Source organism: Bacillus sp. FSL K6-2861 (genome assembly GCF_038630725.1).
Lineage (GTDB): Bacteria > Bacillota > Bacilli > Bacillales > Bacillaceae > Bacillus > Bacillus velezensis.
On record NZ_CP152037.1, the window covers coordinates 3,837,891 to 3,853,141 of the forward strand.

The following is a 15,251-nucleotide window of genomic DNA, read 5'->3' on the forward strand; positions in this document are numbered from 1 at the left end:
GAAGGATTTTCAAACGATATGGGGACGCCCGGCGTCATCAAAAAACCGGTTCTGTTTAAGAACCGGGTTCGGCGTTTTCATCCCGTGATGTATGCAGGTACCGCAAAAACAACTGATAGGAACAGAAGACATTTTGCTGAAGCATCGCCAAAAAGTTCATTTGCAGCCGCGGATGGTAAGACATCATTTGCTTAAATACGGAATATGGAATATGAAGTACCAGAATATCCGGTGAGGCATTGACTGAGATAAAAGGCGATAAATAGAGCCCGCCTTTTTCATCAATCGGAAACACATCGCCTTTTTCCCACAGCGCAACGGTTTGCGACCCTTCAGGGAGCCTGCTGTCCGTAAAACGGATATTGCCTTTTAATACAATATAAACGGATTGTGAATGAAGAAAGGATGGAGATTGGTCAGATGAGCCGCGGATAAACGTCCCGTTTTTCAGCAAGGTTTCGACAATGGACAGAGGCACTTCATTAAACATAGGAAGTTGTTTCAGAAATAATAAATAGTCACACTGATTCATAGGAAAGCCTCCTGTGCTAAGGATAGCTTTAGTGTAGCCCGATTGAGCCTGCACGGCAGTGATGTATTTCACAGCTTGTATGATAAAAGTCACTTATCAGGAGAGTGTATGTACTTATAATGAAATAAAAAGGAGGGTTTCGATGAAGGCGATGATTCCGAAGCAGCACGGCGCATGGGCGATGCTGCTGATTCCATTTTTACTCGGCATGATCAAGGGAGGCCCGGTTTTCTGGCATATTCCGCTCTTTCTGGGCTGGCTGTTCCTTTACTTGACGGTTTATCCCGTTTCGCTCGCTTTGAAAAAAAAACAGCTTCAGCCCTATCAAAAGTGGATATGGTATTACGGTTTTCCGGCCTGCTGCTTTTTGATCATTTCTGTCTATCATAGGCCGCAGCTCGTCTGGATCGGCGTTTTTTTATTGCCGCTGTTTCTCATACATACACATTATGCCCGCCGAAAAAACGAACGGGCGCTCACGAATGATATTGCGGGTGTTCTGTTCTTTTGTTCAGGCGGGCTTGCGAGCTGCTGGCTGGGAACGGGAACCCTTGACAGCTGGGCTTGGTTTCTATTCTTGCAATCCGCTTTATTTTTTGTCGGGAGTTCTTTTTATGTGAAATCGGTCATACGGGAGAGAAAAAACAGAAGGTTTGCATACTGGTCGTGGGGATATCACCTCTTGCTCCCCTTTTTATCGGCTCTTCTCGGGGCAGGATGGGCGTTTCTCGCTTTTATCCCAAGCAGTCTGCGGGCCTGGTTTTTTCACGGAAGAGACTGGCCGGTGAAAACGATCGGCATTCTGGAAATCGTAAATGCCGGCTTCTTTTTCGCCGTCATGTGTATATGTATCACAAGCTGAAAAACAAGGACACCGGCTGCCCTTGTTTTTTTCAGTCAATATTGCAGATCTCCAGCGGACAATTTTCACACTCGATCTCGAATCGTAAATAGTCCCGCTTGTGCAAAATAATTTTTCCGGTTTCGTCTATCGAAATAACCCCTTGTTTGCGGAGGTCTCCCAGCATGCGGTTGACACTCTCCCTTGCCGCCGCGCAAAACTTAGCCAAATCCTGATTTGTCAGCACAATGTTAATCAGAATCCCGTCGTTTCGCACTACCCCGTAGCTGTTTGATAAGCGGATAAGAGTAGAATAGAGCGCCCCCTTTTTGCCGTGAAGAAGCAGGTCCCTGATCTTGGACTGGATTTTTCGAAGATGGGTGCTCATCCATTTCATAAATTCAAACGTCAAAACACCGTTTTGGATCAATTCCTTTTCCAGCTTGTTTTTATTAATGACGAGCACCTCGCCATCCTCTAACACTTTCGCACTGAGCATATATCTCGGCTCATCTGTGAATAGCGTCAATTCCCCGACAATATCGTTTTTTTGGCAGATTCTAAGCGTCAGGTCTTTTCCGTCAGACGTCAGTTTGCCGATTTCAATGAGTCCTGACTGAATCAGATAAAGCTCTTTTGCATCCATTCCTTCTTGAAACAAATAAGTATGTTTTTTCATTTTCCTTTTCGTACTGATCGATTCCAGCAATTCATGCAGTTCGCGGGAAAGAAGTTCTTTATCAGATTTTCGGACAGAGAGAATATTCATGAGCTCACCTCGAAGAAAGTCACGTTGCGTATGTATATTGTAACGTGACTTGATTTGCACTCACCCAGAAAAAACTAACAATCTTGTGAATGGATCATTATGAATTGAGGCTCTGACTGTTTCTCTCCGTATGTGTTTTCATTCTTTCCTGCCAATACATCCAGATCACAAGAACAAAGCTGGCTAACGCGACCTCTGAAAGCGCCATAAACCCGATCGCGTATTGGCCTGTTGCCTGAAATACACTTGCCAGAATCAGCGGAGGGAAAAAACCGCCCAGTCCGCCCATGGCAGACACAATCCCGTTGGCAATCCCCGCTTGCTTCGAAAAATAGAAAGGCACCAGTTTAAATACCGTCCCGTTTCCAATCCCTGAGCAGACTGCCACCGTCAGCGATCCGAACGCATAAAGGCCGATCGTCGGGGAGAATGACAGCATGACCCCTGACAGCGTAAGCCCTGCGAAAACGAACATCAGAATGCGGAGCGGGCTCAGTTTATCTGCAAGAAACCCTCCCACAGGCCTGAGCAGCGTAGAGACCGCAATAAAGCCGGCCGTCCGCAGACCGGCGTCCGCAGGGCTCAGCCCAAAATGCTCAACCAAAAAATTCGGAAGATAGATGGTAAAGGCGACAAAGGCGCCGAACGTAATAAAATAAAACAGGCTCAACATCCACAGCACATGATTTCGGTAAACGGCTTTCATTTGTGTCTTTATGGAAATTTTGACTTTCTTCTCATGCCGGTCGCCAAGCAAAACGTGCAGTAATGCGAAAACAGCCAGCAAAACAAGATACAACTGCACGGTTGCTTTCCATCCCGCGGCTTGAGCGATAACCGGCGCCGCAAAGGTAGTAACGGCGGTCCCGATGTTTCCGGCACCGTAAATCCCATTGACGACACCGTGCTTTTCTTTCGGATAATATTTCGGGAGGGACGTCACTCCGATGGAGAATACCGCTCCCCCGATCCCTAAGAAAAAGCCGCCCGCGATTAAATCAAATAAAGAATCCGCGATACTGATCCAAAATACAGGAAACAAAAGCAGGATGAAGCTGATCATAAACATCAGCCGCGCGCCATACCTGTTCGTTAAATATCCTAAAGGAATACGGAGAAGCGATCCGAGAATAACGGGAATCGCCGTCACCAATGAAATTTCGCCTTTGCTTAAATGAATATCTGATGTCATTTGAGAAATGAGCGATGAAATCAGCACCCACACCATAAACCCTGCCACTAAGCTTAATGACTGCAACGATAATTGAATATGTTGACGATTGATCATTCGGCTTGCCCCTTTCACTGATTCAATATCAGTCTTATCATACAAAAACTCAGTGTGCGGGATTGTGAATTACATCACACGCTTTATATACAAAAAAAGAACAAAGCCCGAAGACTTTGTCCTTTGATCATCATTACATTTTTTCCGGAGCGGATACGCCGATCAGCTGAAGCGCATTGTTCAGCGTAATTTGCGTCGCCTTCATTAAAGCGAGACGCGCGCGGCTCTTCTCTTTATTTTCCGGATCGATGACTTTCTCCGCATTGTAGAAGCTGTGCAGAGCGGAAGCCAGATCATAAATATAGTTTGTGACACGGTGAGGAATGCGTTTTTCCGCCGCTTCTGCCACTGCCTCAGGGAAGCCGCCGATCGTTTTCAGCAGGTCATATTCTTTTTCTGATTGAATATGGCTGAAATCAAGATCTGCCGCCGGTTTAAGTCCCTGCTCCTCCCCTTGGCGAAGCATGCTGCAAATACGTGCATGTGCGTATTGTGCATAATACACAGGGTTTTCGTTAGATGTGGATACAGCAAGATCCAAGTCAAAATCCATGTGCGTATCAGCGCTGCGCATCGCGAAGAAATAACGCACGGCATCCAAGCCGACTTCTTCAATCAAGTCGCGCATCGTTACGGCTTTCCCCGTACGTTTGCTCATCTTCATTTTTTCGCCGTTTTTGTATAAATGAACGAGCTGAATGATCTCAACTTCCAATGTGCCTTTCTTGTAACCGAGCGCTTCAATTGCCGCTTTCATACGCGGAATATACCCGTGGTGATCCGCGCCCCATACATTGATGAGTTTGTCGAATCCGCGGTCAAGTTTGTCTTTATGGTATGCGATATCCGGCAGCAAATAAGTGTATGAGCCGTCTTTTTTGATCAGCACACGGTCTTTATCGTCGCCGAACGTTGTGGAGCGGAACCATGTCGCGCCGTCCTCTTCGTATACATGGCCCTTTTCGCGAAGCGCCTCAAGCGCCTGATCAATTTTTCCGTTTTCGTACAGTGACGTTTCAGAATACCATACGTCAAACGGCACGCGGAAATTTTCCAGGTCGGAGCGAAGTTTATCAAGCTCGTACTTTAAGCCGTATTCACGGAAAAACGCCTGACGTTCGCTCTCCTCTTCGTGTACGAAACGGTCGCCGAAATCTTCGGCAAGCTTTTTCCCGATGGCGATAATATCCTCGCCGCGGTAGCCGTCTTCCGGCATCGGTTTCTCGAGACCGAGCGCTTCAAAATAACGGACTTCAACGGAAAGCGCCAGGTTGTTAATCTGGTTGCCCGCATCATTAATATAGTATTCGCGGCTCACATCATAGCCCGCTTTAGAAAGCACGCTGCACAGCGCGTCACCTACCGCCGCGCCGCGCGCATGGCCTAAGTGAAGATCTCCCGTCGGGTTGGCTGATACGAATTCGACCTGAATCTTTTCGCCTTGTCCGATGTTTGTCTCTCCGTAATGTTCACCCGCTTCAAGCACGGACGGAATCAGTTTTGTTAAGTAGCTGTTGTTCATGTAAAAGTTGATAAAGCCAGGTCCCGCAATATCCATCTTTTCAATGGAAGCTTTGCCTTTATCAAATGATGCCACGATCTCCTCAGCGATTTGGCGCGGCGCTTTTTTTGCGATTCTCGCCAGCTGCATCGCCATGTTTGTGGAATAATCACCGTGTGTTTTTTCTTTCGGCGTTTCTAACAGTACGCTTGGAATCTGGCTTTCGTCCGCCAGGCCCGCTTTCAGAACGGCCGCTTTGATTTCTTCCTTCAGCACGTCCTTCATTTGTTCCGCAATGTTCATGCGTGAGTTCCTCCCTCATACGTGATCGTCATATTATGTAAATGCTGCTGCCCGTCTCCGACATGCATGTCATATGCGATGCTGATTCGGCCTTTTTCTTCACCGAGATCAGATTGAATCGATTTTGTGCTTGTTTCCAGCTCAAGCTCACCAAATGACATTTTATATTTCGCAATTGTGGAAGCTCCCGTTATGAAACGCTGATTCATTTTAACAGCGCCTGACCTCATGATCAGGACTTCGCCTTCGCTCACCTTCACAATCGTTTTTACTTTGCCTAGGTCGTGTTCTTCATAATAAGATAGATACACTTTATGTTGTTTTACATAGTAAAATCCGGTAGTACGGAATTCGATGACTTCATCATTTCCGTCATCCTCGATCACAGACTTCACATGGAGTGTTATCGGTGTCTCTTGCTTCATTTTGACACGTCCTTTTCATCATTCCACTTTGACTTGAATAGTATAATCATTCAGCTTGTAAACTTCAACTGCTTCTATCTTACCATCATTGCTCATTAGATTTGAAGATAAACCTCATAAAAAGCAGTTCCTTATGAGAAGAGAAAATCATATCACTATGTCACCCAATCCGTAAAAAACATGACAGCAGCTTTTCAGAAACTCACACAGTCTCATCGAAGCTGCTGCGACTTCCAGCAACATAGATTGTGCAGCAGAAATGCCAACGATGTCAAAGCGCTGCGTGACAGCTATAAAAACGTCCGCCAAACACACGTGATGGCTGCTGTATTATGCCAAGTCATCATATTCGGCTGCGTGTTCGAAATCGTCAAAGCCGTCCCTTTCCGCTTTCACACGCCCCTTGCCGTATCAATGGGACTCGCGGTGTTACTGATTTTGTATTTATTGTATTTTATGCGGACGTACTTGCTGCAGCTTTTCCAGCATGTCAGCCTGTTCAGAAAAGTGTTTGCGGGAGCGCTGGCAGCAGCAGGGATTTGGTGGATGCTCAGCTTCTCTATAAGTGAACTTCTGTTTCTGATTATCCTGGGTGCCATCCAACAAATCGGATCATTTATTTATAAACGACTTTTTTATCGCAGCTCTGCTTCTCTCAACCTGTGAAATAAGCTACATCGCAATCGCTGACGGACCAGTCCCAACCGGAATCACCGTCATGGCTGTATAATCACTCGTGCGGTACACGGTTACGGTATTGTCGTCGGGCTGTGCTGCATAAATGTACTGATTATCAGGTGTTACGGCGAGGTCAAAGGCGCCGGGCAGAGACACGTTTGCAATGATCCTCTGTCCAGCCGTATTAACTACGTATAAGTTATTAATGAGAAACGGTTCACTATATGGCTCTAGAAAATAAGCCCTAGTGCTATCGCGAGAAAATACAATCGTCCTCAGCGTTTCAAATAAACGGTTGAAGTCGCCTCCCCTGCTTAATGGTGACAAACTGATCTCCGTTACACCTTTCGGCAGCAGCTCACCATTCAACACATACGCAAAATTTCCAGCGTAAGGAGTGGCAATTAAACTGGGAAATTCAAATGTATCTATGATACTTTCTACCAACTGCCCAGTATTTACATCATATTTATCAACCGACCAACTGCTTCCATTAGCGGTATAGACATACTGTCCATTCGGATCAAGAGCAAAGTCTAAAGCGCCGGGTATCGGAATGACATCAATGACCGATTGAGAGGCCATGTTGATCATATATATAGATCCGGCGGCCATCACGTACGCGAACTCATCTGTTGAATCAAATTTAACCTTTCTCGGCCCTCCTCCAACAGTGATGGTATTTATGATGGTTAATGTTTTATTATCTAGCACTGAGACAAGGTTGGTATTCCCATGGAGGACATACGTGAAAGCTTTATCGAAAGTAACGCCTAGATTAGTTGGCACGTCAGAAAAAGGGATTGTTTTTACAACAGTGTTTAAATCTGAATCAATAACCGAAACCGTGCTGTCTCCTGAATTGGCTGTAAACACATACGATTGAGGGTCTGGCGGTGGCGGTAAAACAAGCGTCCCGGTCACCGTAAGCGGACTGCCGTAGAAAGGCGGTACAATGAGAAGATCTTCCACTGTTATTTGACTGAAATCAGGACAGCGGCCAGACTGCGCTGCATAATAAACAACTTGATCAATCTCTTCAGTATGAATCACAGAAACAGACCCGTCCCCTTGTCCATATTGATTTCGTACAGGCGACACACTGACAAGAAGCGTAACGGTCCCTTTTACTCTCACGGCATATCGAACACCGATATCTTCTGGTTCCGGCCCAGTCTGGATTAAGCAAGGCTCACTGATACATAATAAATGATCAGTACTCCATGTAACTGTCGCAGCTGCTTCGGCAGAATCAATGGTGAACCCCTCGGGAATGTCAATCGGCACTTGAAACGGCGCTTCTCTGCTAATTTCCTCATCACAAAAACAGAAACAATTTTCCTGTAAAGCAGACAGATCATTCTTTTTCATGAATTCACGTCCTTTTAGAAATGCACAGCATGCAGTTGGTTAAATCACAATATCTCCCGGTGAAACCCCAAGAGATATCACAGTTTCCACAGAATAATCATCCGTGTTGTAAACAGTGATGTTCTGCTCTAAAAAATGAGCAGCATACAGAAATTCGCCATTCGGAGTAAACGCAAAGTCTCTTGCCGATTGCGGAACATTTCCTATAACGCCTGCACCATTCGGACTGACAGCATATAAATTGCCAGTGAAGCTGTCATGTAAATACACCTCTGATCCACTCGTAAACATTACATATTGGCCATCAGGCTCCAGCTCTTGGGTAATGCTGATCGTAAACGTATTTAAGTCAATAACCGTCAAATAATTGAATAAGAATTCTTGTTCTAACACATACGCATACCTCTCCAGAGAATCTGTTTCTATGGATGATACGATAAGATCTCGTTCAATCGTTCCTGTGACTTCACCGGTGAATAGGTCCACTTTTTGCACTAAACCAAAATCAAGAACATAGGCGAATAACCCATTGGGATCAATTGCAAAATCAAATCCTTCCACAGGAATCGACCTATCCACAGTTAACGTATCAATTCCAATCACATAAATCGCAGTATCGCCGAGAACATAAGCAAACTCATGATTTGGGATACATTTTATCGATCCAGGCGGCTGATCCAGCAGTATGGATGCTGTCACTGTTAAAGTGTCATAATCGATGACAGAAATCACATTATTGTTGAAGTGCAAAACAAACACAGCACTTTTATCCGGAGTTATTTCAATACCTGTCGGCCGGTACGGTAGAGCAATCGTTGTCACAACAGTATGAGTGTTTGTATTAATCACAGAAACTGATTGATCATTTGGATTCGCTGTAAACGCATAAACGGGTTCCGGCTCAGGAACAAACACAATCGTGCCCGTCACCGATAAAGGACTGCCATAGAACGGCGGAACGACAACAAGGTTCTCGATCGTAATGTCACTGACATCCGGGCAATCATCGGGTTCATCAGAATAATAGACGACTTGGTCAATCTCTGCATTGCGGATGACAGAAACAGACCCGTTCCCTTGTCCATATTGATTTCGCACTGGTGAGACACTGACGAGAAGCGTAACAGTTCCCTGCAGGCGCACTGCGAATTGAACACCGATTTCATCAGGCTCTGGCCCCGTCTCAATGAAACAGCGTTCAATGACACAAGAAAGGCCGTCTGCATTCCACGTCACGCCTGCAACAGCTTCAGCCGGATCAACGACAAACCCCTCAGGCAATTCAATCGGCGCTTGAAACATCGCTTCACGGCTTGCTTCTTCCTCGCAAAAACATAAACATTCTTCTTGTGCGGCTCCTGCTTTTTCTTTAAAGGAAAGCTTGTTATTTCTCATATCTTCACTTCCTTTTCAGACATACACTGCTCACGCAGATACAACAGAATATGGGAAGGTGTATTTGTTTGCTTGTACAAATTGTGGGGATAATAGTGGATTTTTGAAATGATATCCGCAGACATGCGGTTTTAACGAAAGAAAACATTGCGGTATTTTTGCGCTATCCTTCCGAATGAAAATGATAAAATATGTCATATACATAACGTGGAAGGGAGGGATTCGGAATAGTGGCGAGTGTTTTATCATCTTCAGCGGTTGGAGAAAAAATCAACGAATGGTATATGTACATTCGAAGGTTCAGCATCCCGGACGCCGAGTACTTGCGGAGAGAAATCAAAGAAGAACTTGCAGGTCTGGAAGATGATCAGGATCTTCATCTATACTATTCTCTCATGGAATTCCGCCATAATCTGATGCTCGAATACCTCGAACCGCTGGAATCGCAGCGGATAGAAGAACAGCCGAGACTATCGGATCTGCTCGCGGATATTGATAAAAAGCAGGCCCGGCTGACCGGACGTCTTGATTATTATTTTAATTTTTTCCGGGGGATGTATGAGCTGGAATGCCGTGAATATCTTTCAGCGATTCAGTTTTTTAAGAAAGCTGAATATAAGCTTGATTTTGTCAAAGATTGTATCGAGAAAGCTGAATTTTATTTTAAGATGTCAGAGTCCTACTATTATATGAAACAGACTTATTTTTCTATGGATTATGCCCGGCAGGCTTATAAAATTTATCATAAGCAGGAGGCATATAATATAAGGGTGCTTCAGTGCCATTCATTGTTCGCTACCAACTTTCTTGACTTAAAGCAATATGATGAAGCAATTCAGCATTTTAAAAAGGCTTATGCCATGGCAGAGGCAGAACAGCAGCCTCAATTAATGGGCCGGACTCTATATAATATCGGACTTTGTTTTAACAGCCAAGAAAATTACAAACCAGCCATTGACTACATAAAACGGGCAATAGCTGTTTTTGAAGATGGGAACATCATCACTTCTCTCCCGCAAGCCTATTTCTTAATCACACAAATACATTATAAAATCGGAAATATGGCCATAGCCAGACAATATCATGACAAAGGGGTATCTTATGCAGAGGAGGCAGAAGATTCCTTATATATAGTGGAGTATGAATTTTTGGAATCTTTGTATGTCGGTGAGCCTGATGAAGAAGCAATCATGGAATGTTTTGACTTTCTCAGAGATAAATCGATGTATGCTGATCTTGAAGATTTTGCCTTAGATGTGGCAAAATATTATCATGAAAGAGAAAATTTCGAGAAGGCTTCCGCATATTTTTTAAAGGTGGAAGAAACAAGACAGCAGATTCAAGGAGGTGTGAAGTTGTATGAAATTGAAGTATAAATTAGCACTTACTTGCTTGGCAATAAGCACTGTTTTTGTTTCAGCCGACATCGCAAGTGCACCGAAACATCAATTTGAAGTTGCTCAGCGCGGAATGATTTAAATGATGATTACTTTTAGGCTTGCAGGTTAAACTGCAAGCCGTTTTTTATATAAACAACTAATTTGCAAAAACAAAAATCATACCTTAAAATTCAAATGTGTAAAAAGTATTTGACACACATACATATATTATTTAAAATAAATATATATAAATTTGAAAATTTAAAATAAAAACAAAAATATTTAAGGAGGGTTTTAGTGGATAACAATATTAAAAAACTTAGAACAGCAGCTGATATTTCACAAAATGATCTGGCTAAGCTCTGCAATGTGACCAGGCAAACCATCAATGCAATTGAAAATAATAAATATGACCCGACATTAAGTCTGGCTTTTTCGATAGCTCACGCATTAAATACGGGAATAGATAAAGTATTCAACTATAACGCCAAAAAAAAGTAAGGGAGCGGTTCTTATGAAGAAAATGGATGAGATGCAAAAACACCAATCGGGTATAGCCGCCAGAATAGCATTTAGTTTTTATACTGTCGCTTTACTGATATGGTCATTAATAGATTATTTTAAAAACGGAAATACAGGATGGCAATTTCCAATACTTTTAATAGGCTGCGCGCTCTATTTATGGATTCAAGTTTATCATAATCGAAAAACAAGGTAACAATTCCAATACACTTCCGGAGGATTATACAGCAATGTACGAATATAAGTTCATAAAAGTAGAAGTAAACCGATGGAAAGGAAATCCTAAAGAAGACTATAAAGAAATTATTGAAAAGTATTCGCAGCAAGGATGGAAGCTGGTTCAAATATTTGCTCCTCCTATTTCAGGTTATGGGGCAGCCGATTATTTTGATATTATTCTTGAAAAAAAAGTATAAATGTTTCAGTACAAAGAAAGCCGGATCATACATATGGTCCGGCTTTCTTTGTACTGAAATAAGTCAGCAAATACCTTAACGGATTTCACCTCTTAAATATTTTTTCGGAAATCCGCAATTCAAATAGCTTCCAATATATTTTATTATTTAACTTGCTGGGGATATTGAAAAAATTGGAGGAAAAAATGAGTCTACTTTTAAAAACACAAAATAGTAAAGCGATTTTTACATTAGTAGCATCAGGAATCATTGTTCTCGCTCTTTTCAGTATAAAACATAATCATTTAAGCATGGATGTCATCGATATTTTAAACAGAGCTGGAATAATAGCTCCTAGTTGGATTGTCAGTGCTATCACCGCAACGGGTTCAGTCCTGGCTATCATTACTGTTTTAGGATCTCTTGGTGCAGGCTTGCCTTTAGCCGTTTTAGAACAATTGGCTGCAGCAAGTACAGCAGCAGCTTAACATAAAACATTAAATTCAATATCCCTGGCAGTCCCTTAAACGAATGGATGAAAATACTTTGTTTAAAAAGAACGTTTTAGTCAAATTGTACATACTCTGTCTGATCTTATTTTTAATTGCTTTATTTACAGCATATTTTTATACAGATCCCGCTTCAAATGTAAATAATCTAAATCGAAATATCCGTCCGGATTTTTTTCAGATTTTCTTTAATAATATTAAAGTAGCGAGTCTGCTTGTTTTTTTAGGCCCGTTGACGCTGTCACTCGGCACGATTGCAGTTTTAATTATTAATGGATTCATTTTAGGAAATGCCATAGGAAACATCAAAGACAATTTAAACCTTTTACTGCTTGTTATACCCCATGGAATAATTGAAGTCCCGGTATTGCTTCTTGCAGCTTCTGTAGGAATGAAATTAACTTTGGATTTATTACTCCTCAAAATAAATTTAAAATTCACTTTTAAATATATTGGTATTATATTTCTCGGTTTAATGATAGCAGCTATGTTAGAAACATTTCTTACACCTATCTTTATAAAAGGAGTCTCTTAGGATTATGCAAATTGAATTATCTTCATTTAAGGACCGAAACATTAATTTTTTGTCCTCATTTTTGTTTTATATTATCGGGTTAGCTTTTTATTTAAGTTCCCTATTACCTTTTATGAAAAGTTTAATTCCCAAAAACATCCCTATACAAGTTGTTGAGCAAGTAAAACATTTAGATTATATCATTGCGATAGCCGCACTGTTTCTTTTAATGTTCGGGGTGATTTTTGAAGGATTTGTATTATTTCTCATTATAAATTTTCTTGGCGCTCAAATTAAGATTAAAACCTTTTATTCTCTATTTATGTTTTCTAACATCCCGGTCGCAATTAAGTTTTTTCTTATATCATTCAAAAACATTTTCGCAGAACATCCAAACACTAGTTTATTTTTCACAAGTAATCATTTGATTTTTTCTATCTTTGATTTGTTCAATATTGCATACTTATTTCTTTTGTTTATTCTTCTGAAATGGAGAACAAATTTGAACTACCTGACAATCTCAGTTTTTATTTTTACGGCATTCCTGTATAGAATGTTTTTTTAGCATATATAAATAAACCCCCTCAATAGGGGTTTTTCTTTCATTTCGTTCACTGTATACAATTCCTTTTATATGCTTCCGAAACAATACCGACTCTAGTACTCACATTCCACTTTTTACAGAGACCGGCTATGATATATTCGACATTACGCTGCGAGTAGTTTAATGACTTAGCGATCTCTTTATTAGGTTTTTCAGCAATTATCAGTTTAATTACTGAAATTTCAATCTTTTTTAATTCCAATTCATTTTCTACTGCTGTTTTCATTCTAACTTCCTTTCTAAAAATGTATTTACTAAATAATACCCTATTATATAATTTTTATCAATAACATCAATTATTAATGGTAAAATAATATGTTGCTTTTACTAACTTCTAAGTAGTTTATATACAATATAAAAATCCCCCGCGTGTTTCAAGCGGGGGAAATTCTTTTATTTCACAAACCCAAGCAGCATTTCACGAATCATCTTGCTTGCCGTGTTTGCGGTTTGTTCTGAGTGGTCATAGACCGGCGCGACTTCTACGAGGTCAGCGCCTTTTACGCTGACTTCTGAGCGCGCGATTTCATGGATGGACGCGAGCAATTCTTTAGACGTGATGCCTCCTGCGTCAACCGTGCCCGTTCCCGGCGCATGAGCGGGATCAAGAACGTCGATATCGATCGTGACATAAACAGGGCGTCCCGCAAGCTGCGGCAGCACTTTTTTCAGCGGCTCGAGCACTTCAAACTTAGAAATGTGCATGCCGTTTTCTTTCGCCCATTCAAATTCTTCCTTCATTCCGGAGCGGATGCCGAATGAAAATACGTTTTGCGGCCCGATGAGCTCGGCCGCTTTGCGGATCGGAGTAGAGTGGGAAAGCGGTTCGCCTTCATAATCCGTGCGCAGGTCGGTGTGCGCGTCAAAATGAATGATGGCAAGGTCCGGAAATTTCTTATACATGGCTTTTATGACAGGCCATGATACAAGGTGCTCCCCTCCCATGCCGAGCGGGAACTTTCCTTTTTCTAAAATGCTGTCCACGTATTCTTCAATCATATCAAGGCTTCTTTGCGGATTGCCGAACGGAAGCGGAATGTCGCCGGCGTCAAAGAAATTCAAATCAGCCAAGTCACGGTCGAGATACGGGCTGTATTCTTCAAGACCGATAGACACCTCGCGGATTCTCCCCGGGCCGAAACGCGAACCCGGACGGTAGCTGACCGTCCAATCCATCGGCATGCCGTAAAGGATAGCGTCCGCCTCTTTCCAGTCGGGGCGGCTTGCGATAAATACTTTTCCTGAATATGCTTCATCAAACCTCATGATAAAACCCTCGCTTTCCTGTAAAAAAGCGCAAGATTCGCTCCTGCGCCGTACGTTTTTATTTGATTAAGTCGCTCACAAATTTCGGAAGAACAAATGCCGCTTTGTGAAGCTCTTTCGTGTAATATTTCGTGTCGATGTCAAAGAAACGGCTGTCCTCCACTTCAAGCGGATCGTACTTTTTAGAACCGATCGTAAATGTCCACAGGCCGCTCGGGTACGTCGGGATATTAGCCGTATACAGGCGGGTGATCGGGAAGATTTCTTTCACGTCACGCTGAACGTTTGTAATCAGTTCCGGTGTAAACCACGGGTTGTCCGTCTGCGCGACGAAGATGCCGTCTTCTTTTAACGCCTTGGAAATTCCGGCATAGAAGCCTTTTGAGAACAGATTGACGGCCGGTCCGACCGGTTCTGTTGAATCAACCATGATGACGTCATACTCATTCTCTGATTTCGCGATGTGCATGAAACCGTCATCGACTCTCACGTCGACGCGCGGATCATCAAGCTTGCCCGCAATGGACGGAAGGAATTTTTTAGAGTATTCAATAACCTTGCCGTCAATGTCGACCAGCGTCGCTTTTTTTACGCTTGGGTGCTTCAGAATCTCTCTGATGACACCGCCGTCTCCGCCGCCGACAACGAGGACGTTTTCCGGATTCGGGTGCGTAAATAACGGGACGTGCGCAACCATTTCATGATAGACAAATTCGTCTTTTTCAGAAGTCATGACCATTCCGTCTAAGAACAGCATGTTGCCGAATTCTTCTGTCTCCACCATTTCCAGATGCTGAAATTCCGTCTGTTCCGTATGTAATGTTTGATTCACCTTTAATGTAATGCCGAAATTCTTCGTCTGCTTCTCCGTATACCAAAGCTCGCTCAATTGTCATCTCCCTTTCAAGGCTTATTTCATTTATTGTAAGCGTCTGTATCGCTTTTATTCCGGTTAAAAT

At 42.7% G+C, this 15,251-nt stretch carries 18 protein-coding genes and 1 pseudogene; 9 read left to right on the forward strand and 10 right to left on the reverse strand.

Annotated features, from left to right (window positions below; translation table 11 throughout):
* Positions 1-55: 55 nt before the first annotated feature.
* Positions 56-532: a Crp/Fnr family transcriptional regulator gene (locus tag NYE62_RS19050; RefSeq protein WP_022553929.1), complete on the reverse strand. Its 477-nt coding sequence runs from the start codon at positions 530-532 to the stop codon at positions 56-58.
* Positions 533-674: 142 nt separating this feature from the next.
* On the opposite strand from NYE62_RS19050, the gene NYE62_RS19055 reads away from it, so the two are divergent.
* On the forward strand, positions 675-1,394 hold the full coding sequence (locus NYE62_RS19055; RefSeq protein WP_342497125.1) for a YwiC-like family protein: 720 nt from the start codon (positions 675-677) through the stop codon (positions 1,392-1,394).
* Positions 1,395-1,425: 31 nt separating this feature from the next.
* Here NYE62_RS19055 and NYE62_RS19060 read toward each other — a convergent pair whose 3' ends face one another.
* The 4 genes from NYE62_RS19060 to NYE62_RS19075 form a co-directional block, all read right to left on the reverse strand.
* Positions 1,426-2,142, reverse strand: a complete 717-nt coding sequence (locus NYE62_RS19060) for a Crp/Fnr family transcriptional regulator (RefSeq protein ID WP_144463841.1) — start codon at positions 2,140-2,142, stop codon at positions 1,426-1,428.
* A gap of 97 nt (positions 2,143-2,239) precedes the next feature.
* On the reverse strand, positions 2,240-3,430 hold the full coding sequence (gene narK / locus NYE62_RS19065; RefSeq protein WP_342497126.1) for a nitrate transporter NarK: 1,191 nt from the start codon (positions 3,428-3,430) through the stop codon (positions 2,240-2,242).
* A gap of 133 nt (positions 3,431-3,563) precedes the next feature.
* A complete protein-coding gene (argS, locus tag NYE62_RS19070) occupies positions 3,564-5,234 on the reverse strand; it encodes an arginine--tRNA ligase (protein ID WP_007407633.1) in 1,671 nt (556 codons plus the stop codon).
* Positions 5,231-5,659 carry a DUF1934 domain-containing protein gene (locus tag NYE62_RS19075; protein WP_251257220.1) on the reverse strand — a complete coding sequence of 143 codons (429 nt, stop codon included), beginning with the start codon at positions 5,657-5,659 and terminating at the stop codon, positions 5,231-5,233. The genes argS and NYE62_RS19075 overlap by 4 nt, the downstream gene beginning before the upstream one ends.
* A gap of 153 nt (positions 5,660-5,812) precedes the next feature.
* Between NYE62_RS19075 and NYE62_RS19080 the strand changes: the two are divergent.
* Positions 5,813-6,325, forward strand: a pseudogene (locus NYE62_RS19080) (bacteriocin biosynthesis protein AlbG); the annotation flags it as partial.
* 6 nt (positions 6,326-6,331) lie between these two features.
* On the opposite strand, the gene NYE62_RS19085 reads toward NYE62_RS19080, so the two are convergent.
* Positions 6,332-7,708: a YncE family protein gene (locus tag NYE62_RS19085; protein WP_342497127.1), complete on the reverse strand. Its 1,377-nt coding sequence runs from the start codon at positions 7,706-7,708 to the stop codon at positions 6,332-6,334.
* 39 nt (positions 7,709-7,747) lie between these two features.
* On the reverse strand, positions 7,748-9,103 hold the full coding sequence (locus NYE62_RS19090) for a YncE family protein (protein ID WP_144463839.1): 1,356 nt from the start codon (positions 9,101-9,103) through the stop codon (positions 7,748-7,750).
* A gap of 230 nt (positions 9,104-9,333) precedes the next feature.
* Here NYE62_RS19090 and NYE62_RS19095 point away from each other — a divergent pair, with 230 nt between their 5' ends.
* The 7 genes from NYE62_RS19095 to NYE62_RS19125 all read left to right on the forward strand — a co-directional run bounded on the left by NYE62_RS19095 (position 9,334) and on the right by NYE62_RS19125 (position 12,443).
* Positions 9,334-10,479: a tetratricopeptide repeat protein gene (locus NYE62_RS19095; RefSeq protein WP_033574379.1), complete on the forward strand. Its 1,146-nt coding sequence runs from the start codon at positions 9,334-9,336 to the stop codon at positions 10,477-10,479.
* Positions 10,463-10,582: a PhrC/PhrF family phosphatase-inhibitory pheromone gene (locus NYE62_RS19100; RefSeq protein ID WP_015240778.1), complete on the forward strand. Its 120-nt coding sequence runs from the start codon at positions 10,463-10,465 to the stop codon at positions 10,580-10,582. Before NYE62_RS19095 ends, NYE62_RS19100 begins: the two co-directional genes overlap by 17 nt.
* A 197-nt stretch (positions 10,583-10,779) precedes the next feature.
* Complete coding sequence (locus NYE62_RS19105) at positions 10,780-10,983, forward strand: helix-turn-helix transcriptional regulator (RefSeq protein ID WP_007407640.1); 204 nt, start codon at positions 10,780-10,782, stop codon at positions 10,981-10,983.
* Between the two features lie 13 nt (positions 10,984-10,996).
* Entirely contained in the window at positions 10,997-11,200 is a 204-nt protein-coding gene (locus NYE62_RS19110) for a hypothetical protein (RefSeq protein WP_007407641.1), read from the forward strand.
* A gap of 34 nt (positions 11,201-11,234) precedes the next feature.
* Positions 11,235-11,420 carry a DUF4177 domain-containing protein gene (locus tag NYE62_RS19115; RefSeq protein WP_342497128.1) on the forward strand — a complete coding sequence of 62 codons (186 nt, stop codon included), beginning with the start codon at positions 11,235-11,237 and terminating at the stop codon, positions 11,418-11,420.
* 185 nt (positions 11,421-11,605) lie between these two features.
* Positions 11,606-11,887 (forward strand): hypothetical protein, encoded by a 282-nt coding sequence (locus tag NYE62_RS19120; RefSeq protein WP_007407643.1) that lies wholly within the window; start codon positions 11,606-11,608, stop codon positions 11,885-11,887.
* Positions 11,888-11,930: 43 nt separating this feature from the next.
* Positions 11,931-12,443, forward strand: a complete 513-nt coding sequence (locus NYE62_RS19125; RefSeq protein ID WP_031378560.1) for a stage II sporulation protein M — start codon at positions 11,931-11,933, stop codon at positions 12,441-12,443.
* A gap of 590 nt (positions 12,444-13,033) precedes the next feature.
* On the opposite strand, the gene NYE62_RS19130 is transcribed toward NYE62_RS19125, so the two are convergent.
* From NYE62_RS19130 to speE, 3 genes are all read right to left on the reverse strand, one after another.
* Positions 13,034-13,252 (reverse strand): LuxR C-terminal-related transcriptional regulator, encoded by a 219-nt coding sequence (locus NYE62_RS19130; RefSeq protein WP_003151056.1) that lies wholly within the window; start codon positions 13,250-13,252, stop codon positions 13,034-13,036.
* Positions 13,253-13,419: 167 nt separating this feature from the next.
* Complete coding sequence (gene speB / locus NYE62_RS19135) at positions 13,420-14,292, reverse strand: agmatinase (protein ID WP_007407646.1); 873 nt, start codon at positions 14,290-14,292, stop codon at positions 13,420-13,422.
* Between the two features lie 58 nt (positions 14,293-14,350).
* On the reverse strand, positions 14,351-15,181 hold the full coding sequence (speE, locus tag NYE62_RS19140) for a spermidine synthase (protein WP_144664824.1): 831 nt from the start codon (positions 15,179-15,181) through the stop codon (positions 14,351-14,353).
* Between the last annotated feature and the right edge of the window lie 70 nt (positions 15,182-15,251).

Excerpts from the sequence above, each read along its gene's own strand:
- NYE62_RS19050 (WP_022553929.1), bottom strand. The coding sequence starts at position 532 with ATGAATCAGTGTGACTATTTATTATTTCTGAAACAACTTCCTATGTTT.
- NYE62_RS19055 (WP_342497125.1), top strand. The coding sequence starts at position 675 with ATGAAGGCGATGATTCCGAAGCAGCACGGCGCATGGGCGATGCTGCTG.
- NYE62_RS19060 (WP_144463841.1), bottom strand. The coding sequence starts at position 2,142 with ATGAATATTCTCTCTGTCCGAAAATCTGATAAAGAACTTCTTTCCCGC.
- narK (WP_342497126.1), bottom strand. The coding sequence starts at position 3,430 with ATGATCAATCGTCAACATATTCAATTATCGTTGCAGTCATTAAGCTTA.
- argS (WP_007407633.1), bottom strand. The coding sequence starts at position 5,234 with ATGAACATTGCGGAACAAATGAAGGACGTGCTGAAGGAAGAAATCAAA.
- NYE62_RS19075 (WP_251257220.1), bottom strand. The coding sequence starts at position 5,659 with ATGAAGCAAGAGACACCGATAACACTCCATGTGAAGTCTGTGATCGAG.
- NYE62_RS19085 (WP_342497127.1), bottom strand. The coding sequence starts at position 7,708 with ATGAAAAAGAATGATCTGTCTGCTTTACAGGAAAATTGTTTCTGTTTT.
- NYE62_RS19090 (WP_144463839.1), bottom strand. The coding sequence starts at position 9,103 with ATGAGAAATAACAAGCTTTCCTTTAAAGAAAAAGCAGGAGCCGCACAA.
- NYE62_RS19100 (WP_015240778.1), top strand. The coding sequence starts at position 10,463 with ATGAAATTGAAGTATAAATTAGCACTTACTTGCTTGGCAATAAGCACT.
- NYE62_RS19110 (WP_007407641.1), top strand. The coding sequence starts at position 10,997 with ATGAAGAAAATGGATGAGATGCAAAAACACCAATCGGGTATAGCCGCC.
- NYE62_RS19115 (WP_342497128.1), top strand. The coding sequence starts at position 11,235 with ATGTACGAATATAAGTTCATAAAAGTAGAAGTAAACCGATGGAAAGGA.
- NYE62_RS19120 (WP_007407643.1), top strand. The coding sequence starts at position 11,606 with ATGAGTCTACTTTTAAAAACACAAAATAGTAAAGCGATTTTTACATTA.
- NYE62_RS19125 (WP_031378560.1), top strand. The coding sequence starts at position 11,931 with ATGGATGAAAATACTTTGTTTAAAAAGAACGTTTTAGTCAAATTGTAC.
- NYE62_RS19130 (WP_003151056.1), bottom strand. The coding sequence starts at position 13,252 with ATGAAAACAGCAGTAGAAAATGAATTGGAATTAAAAAAGATTGAAATT.
- speB (WP_007407646.1), bottom strand. The coding sequence starts at position 14,292 with ATGAGGTTTGATGAAGCATATTCAGGAAAAGTATTTATCGCAAGCCGC.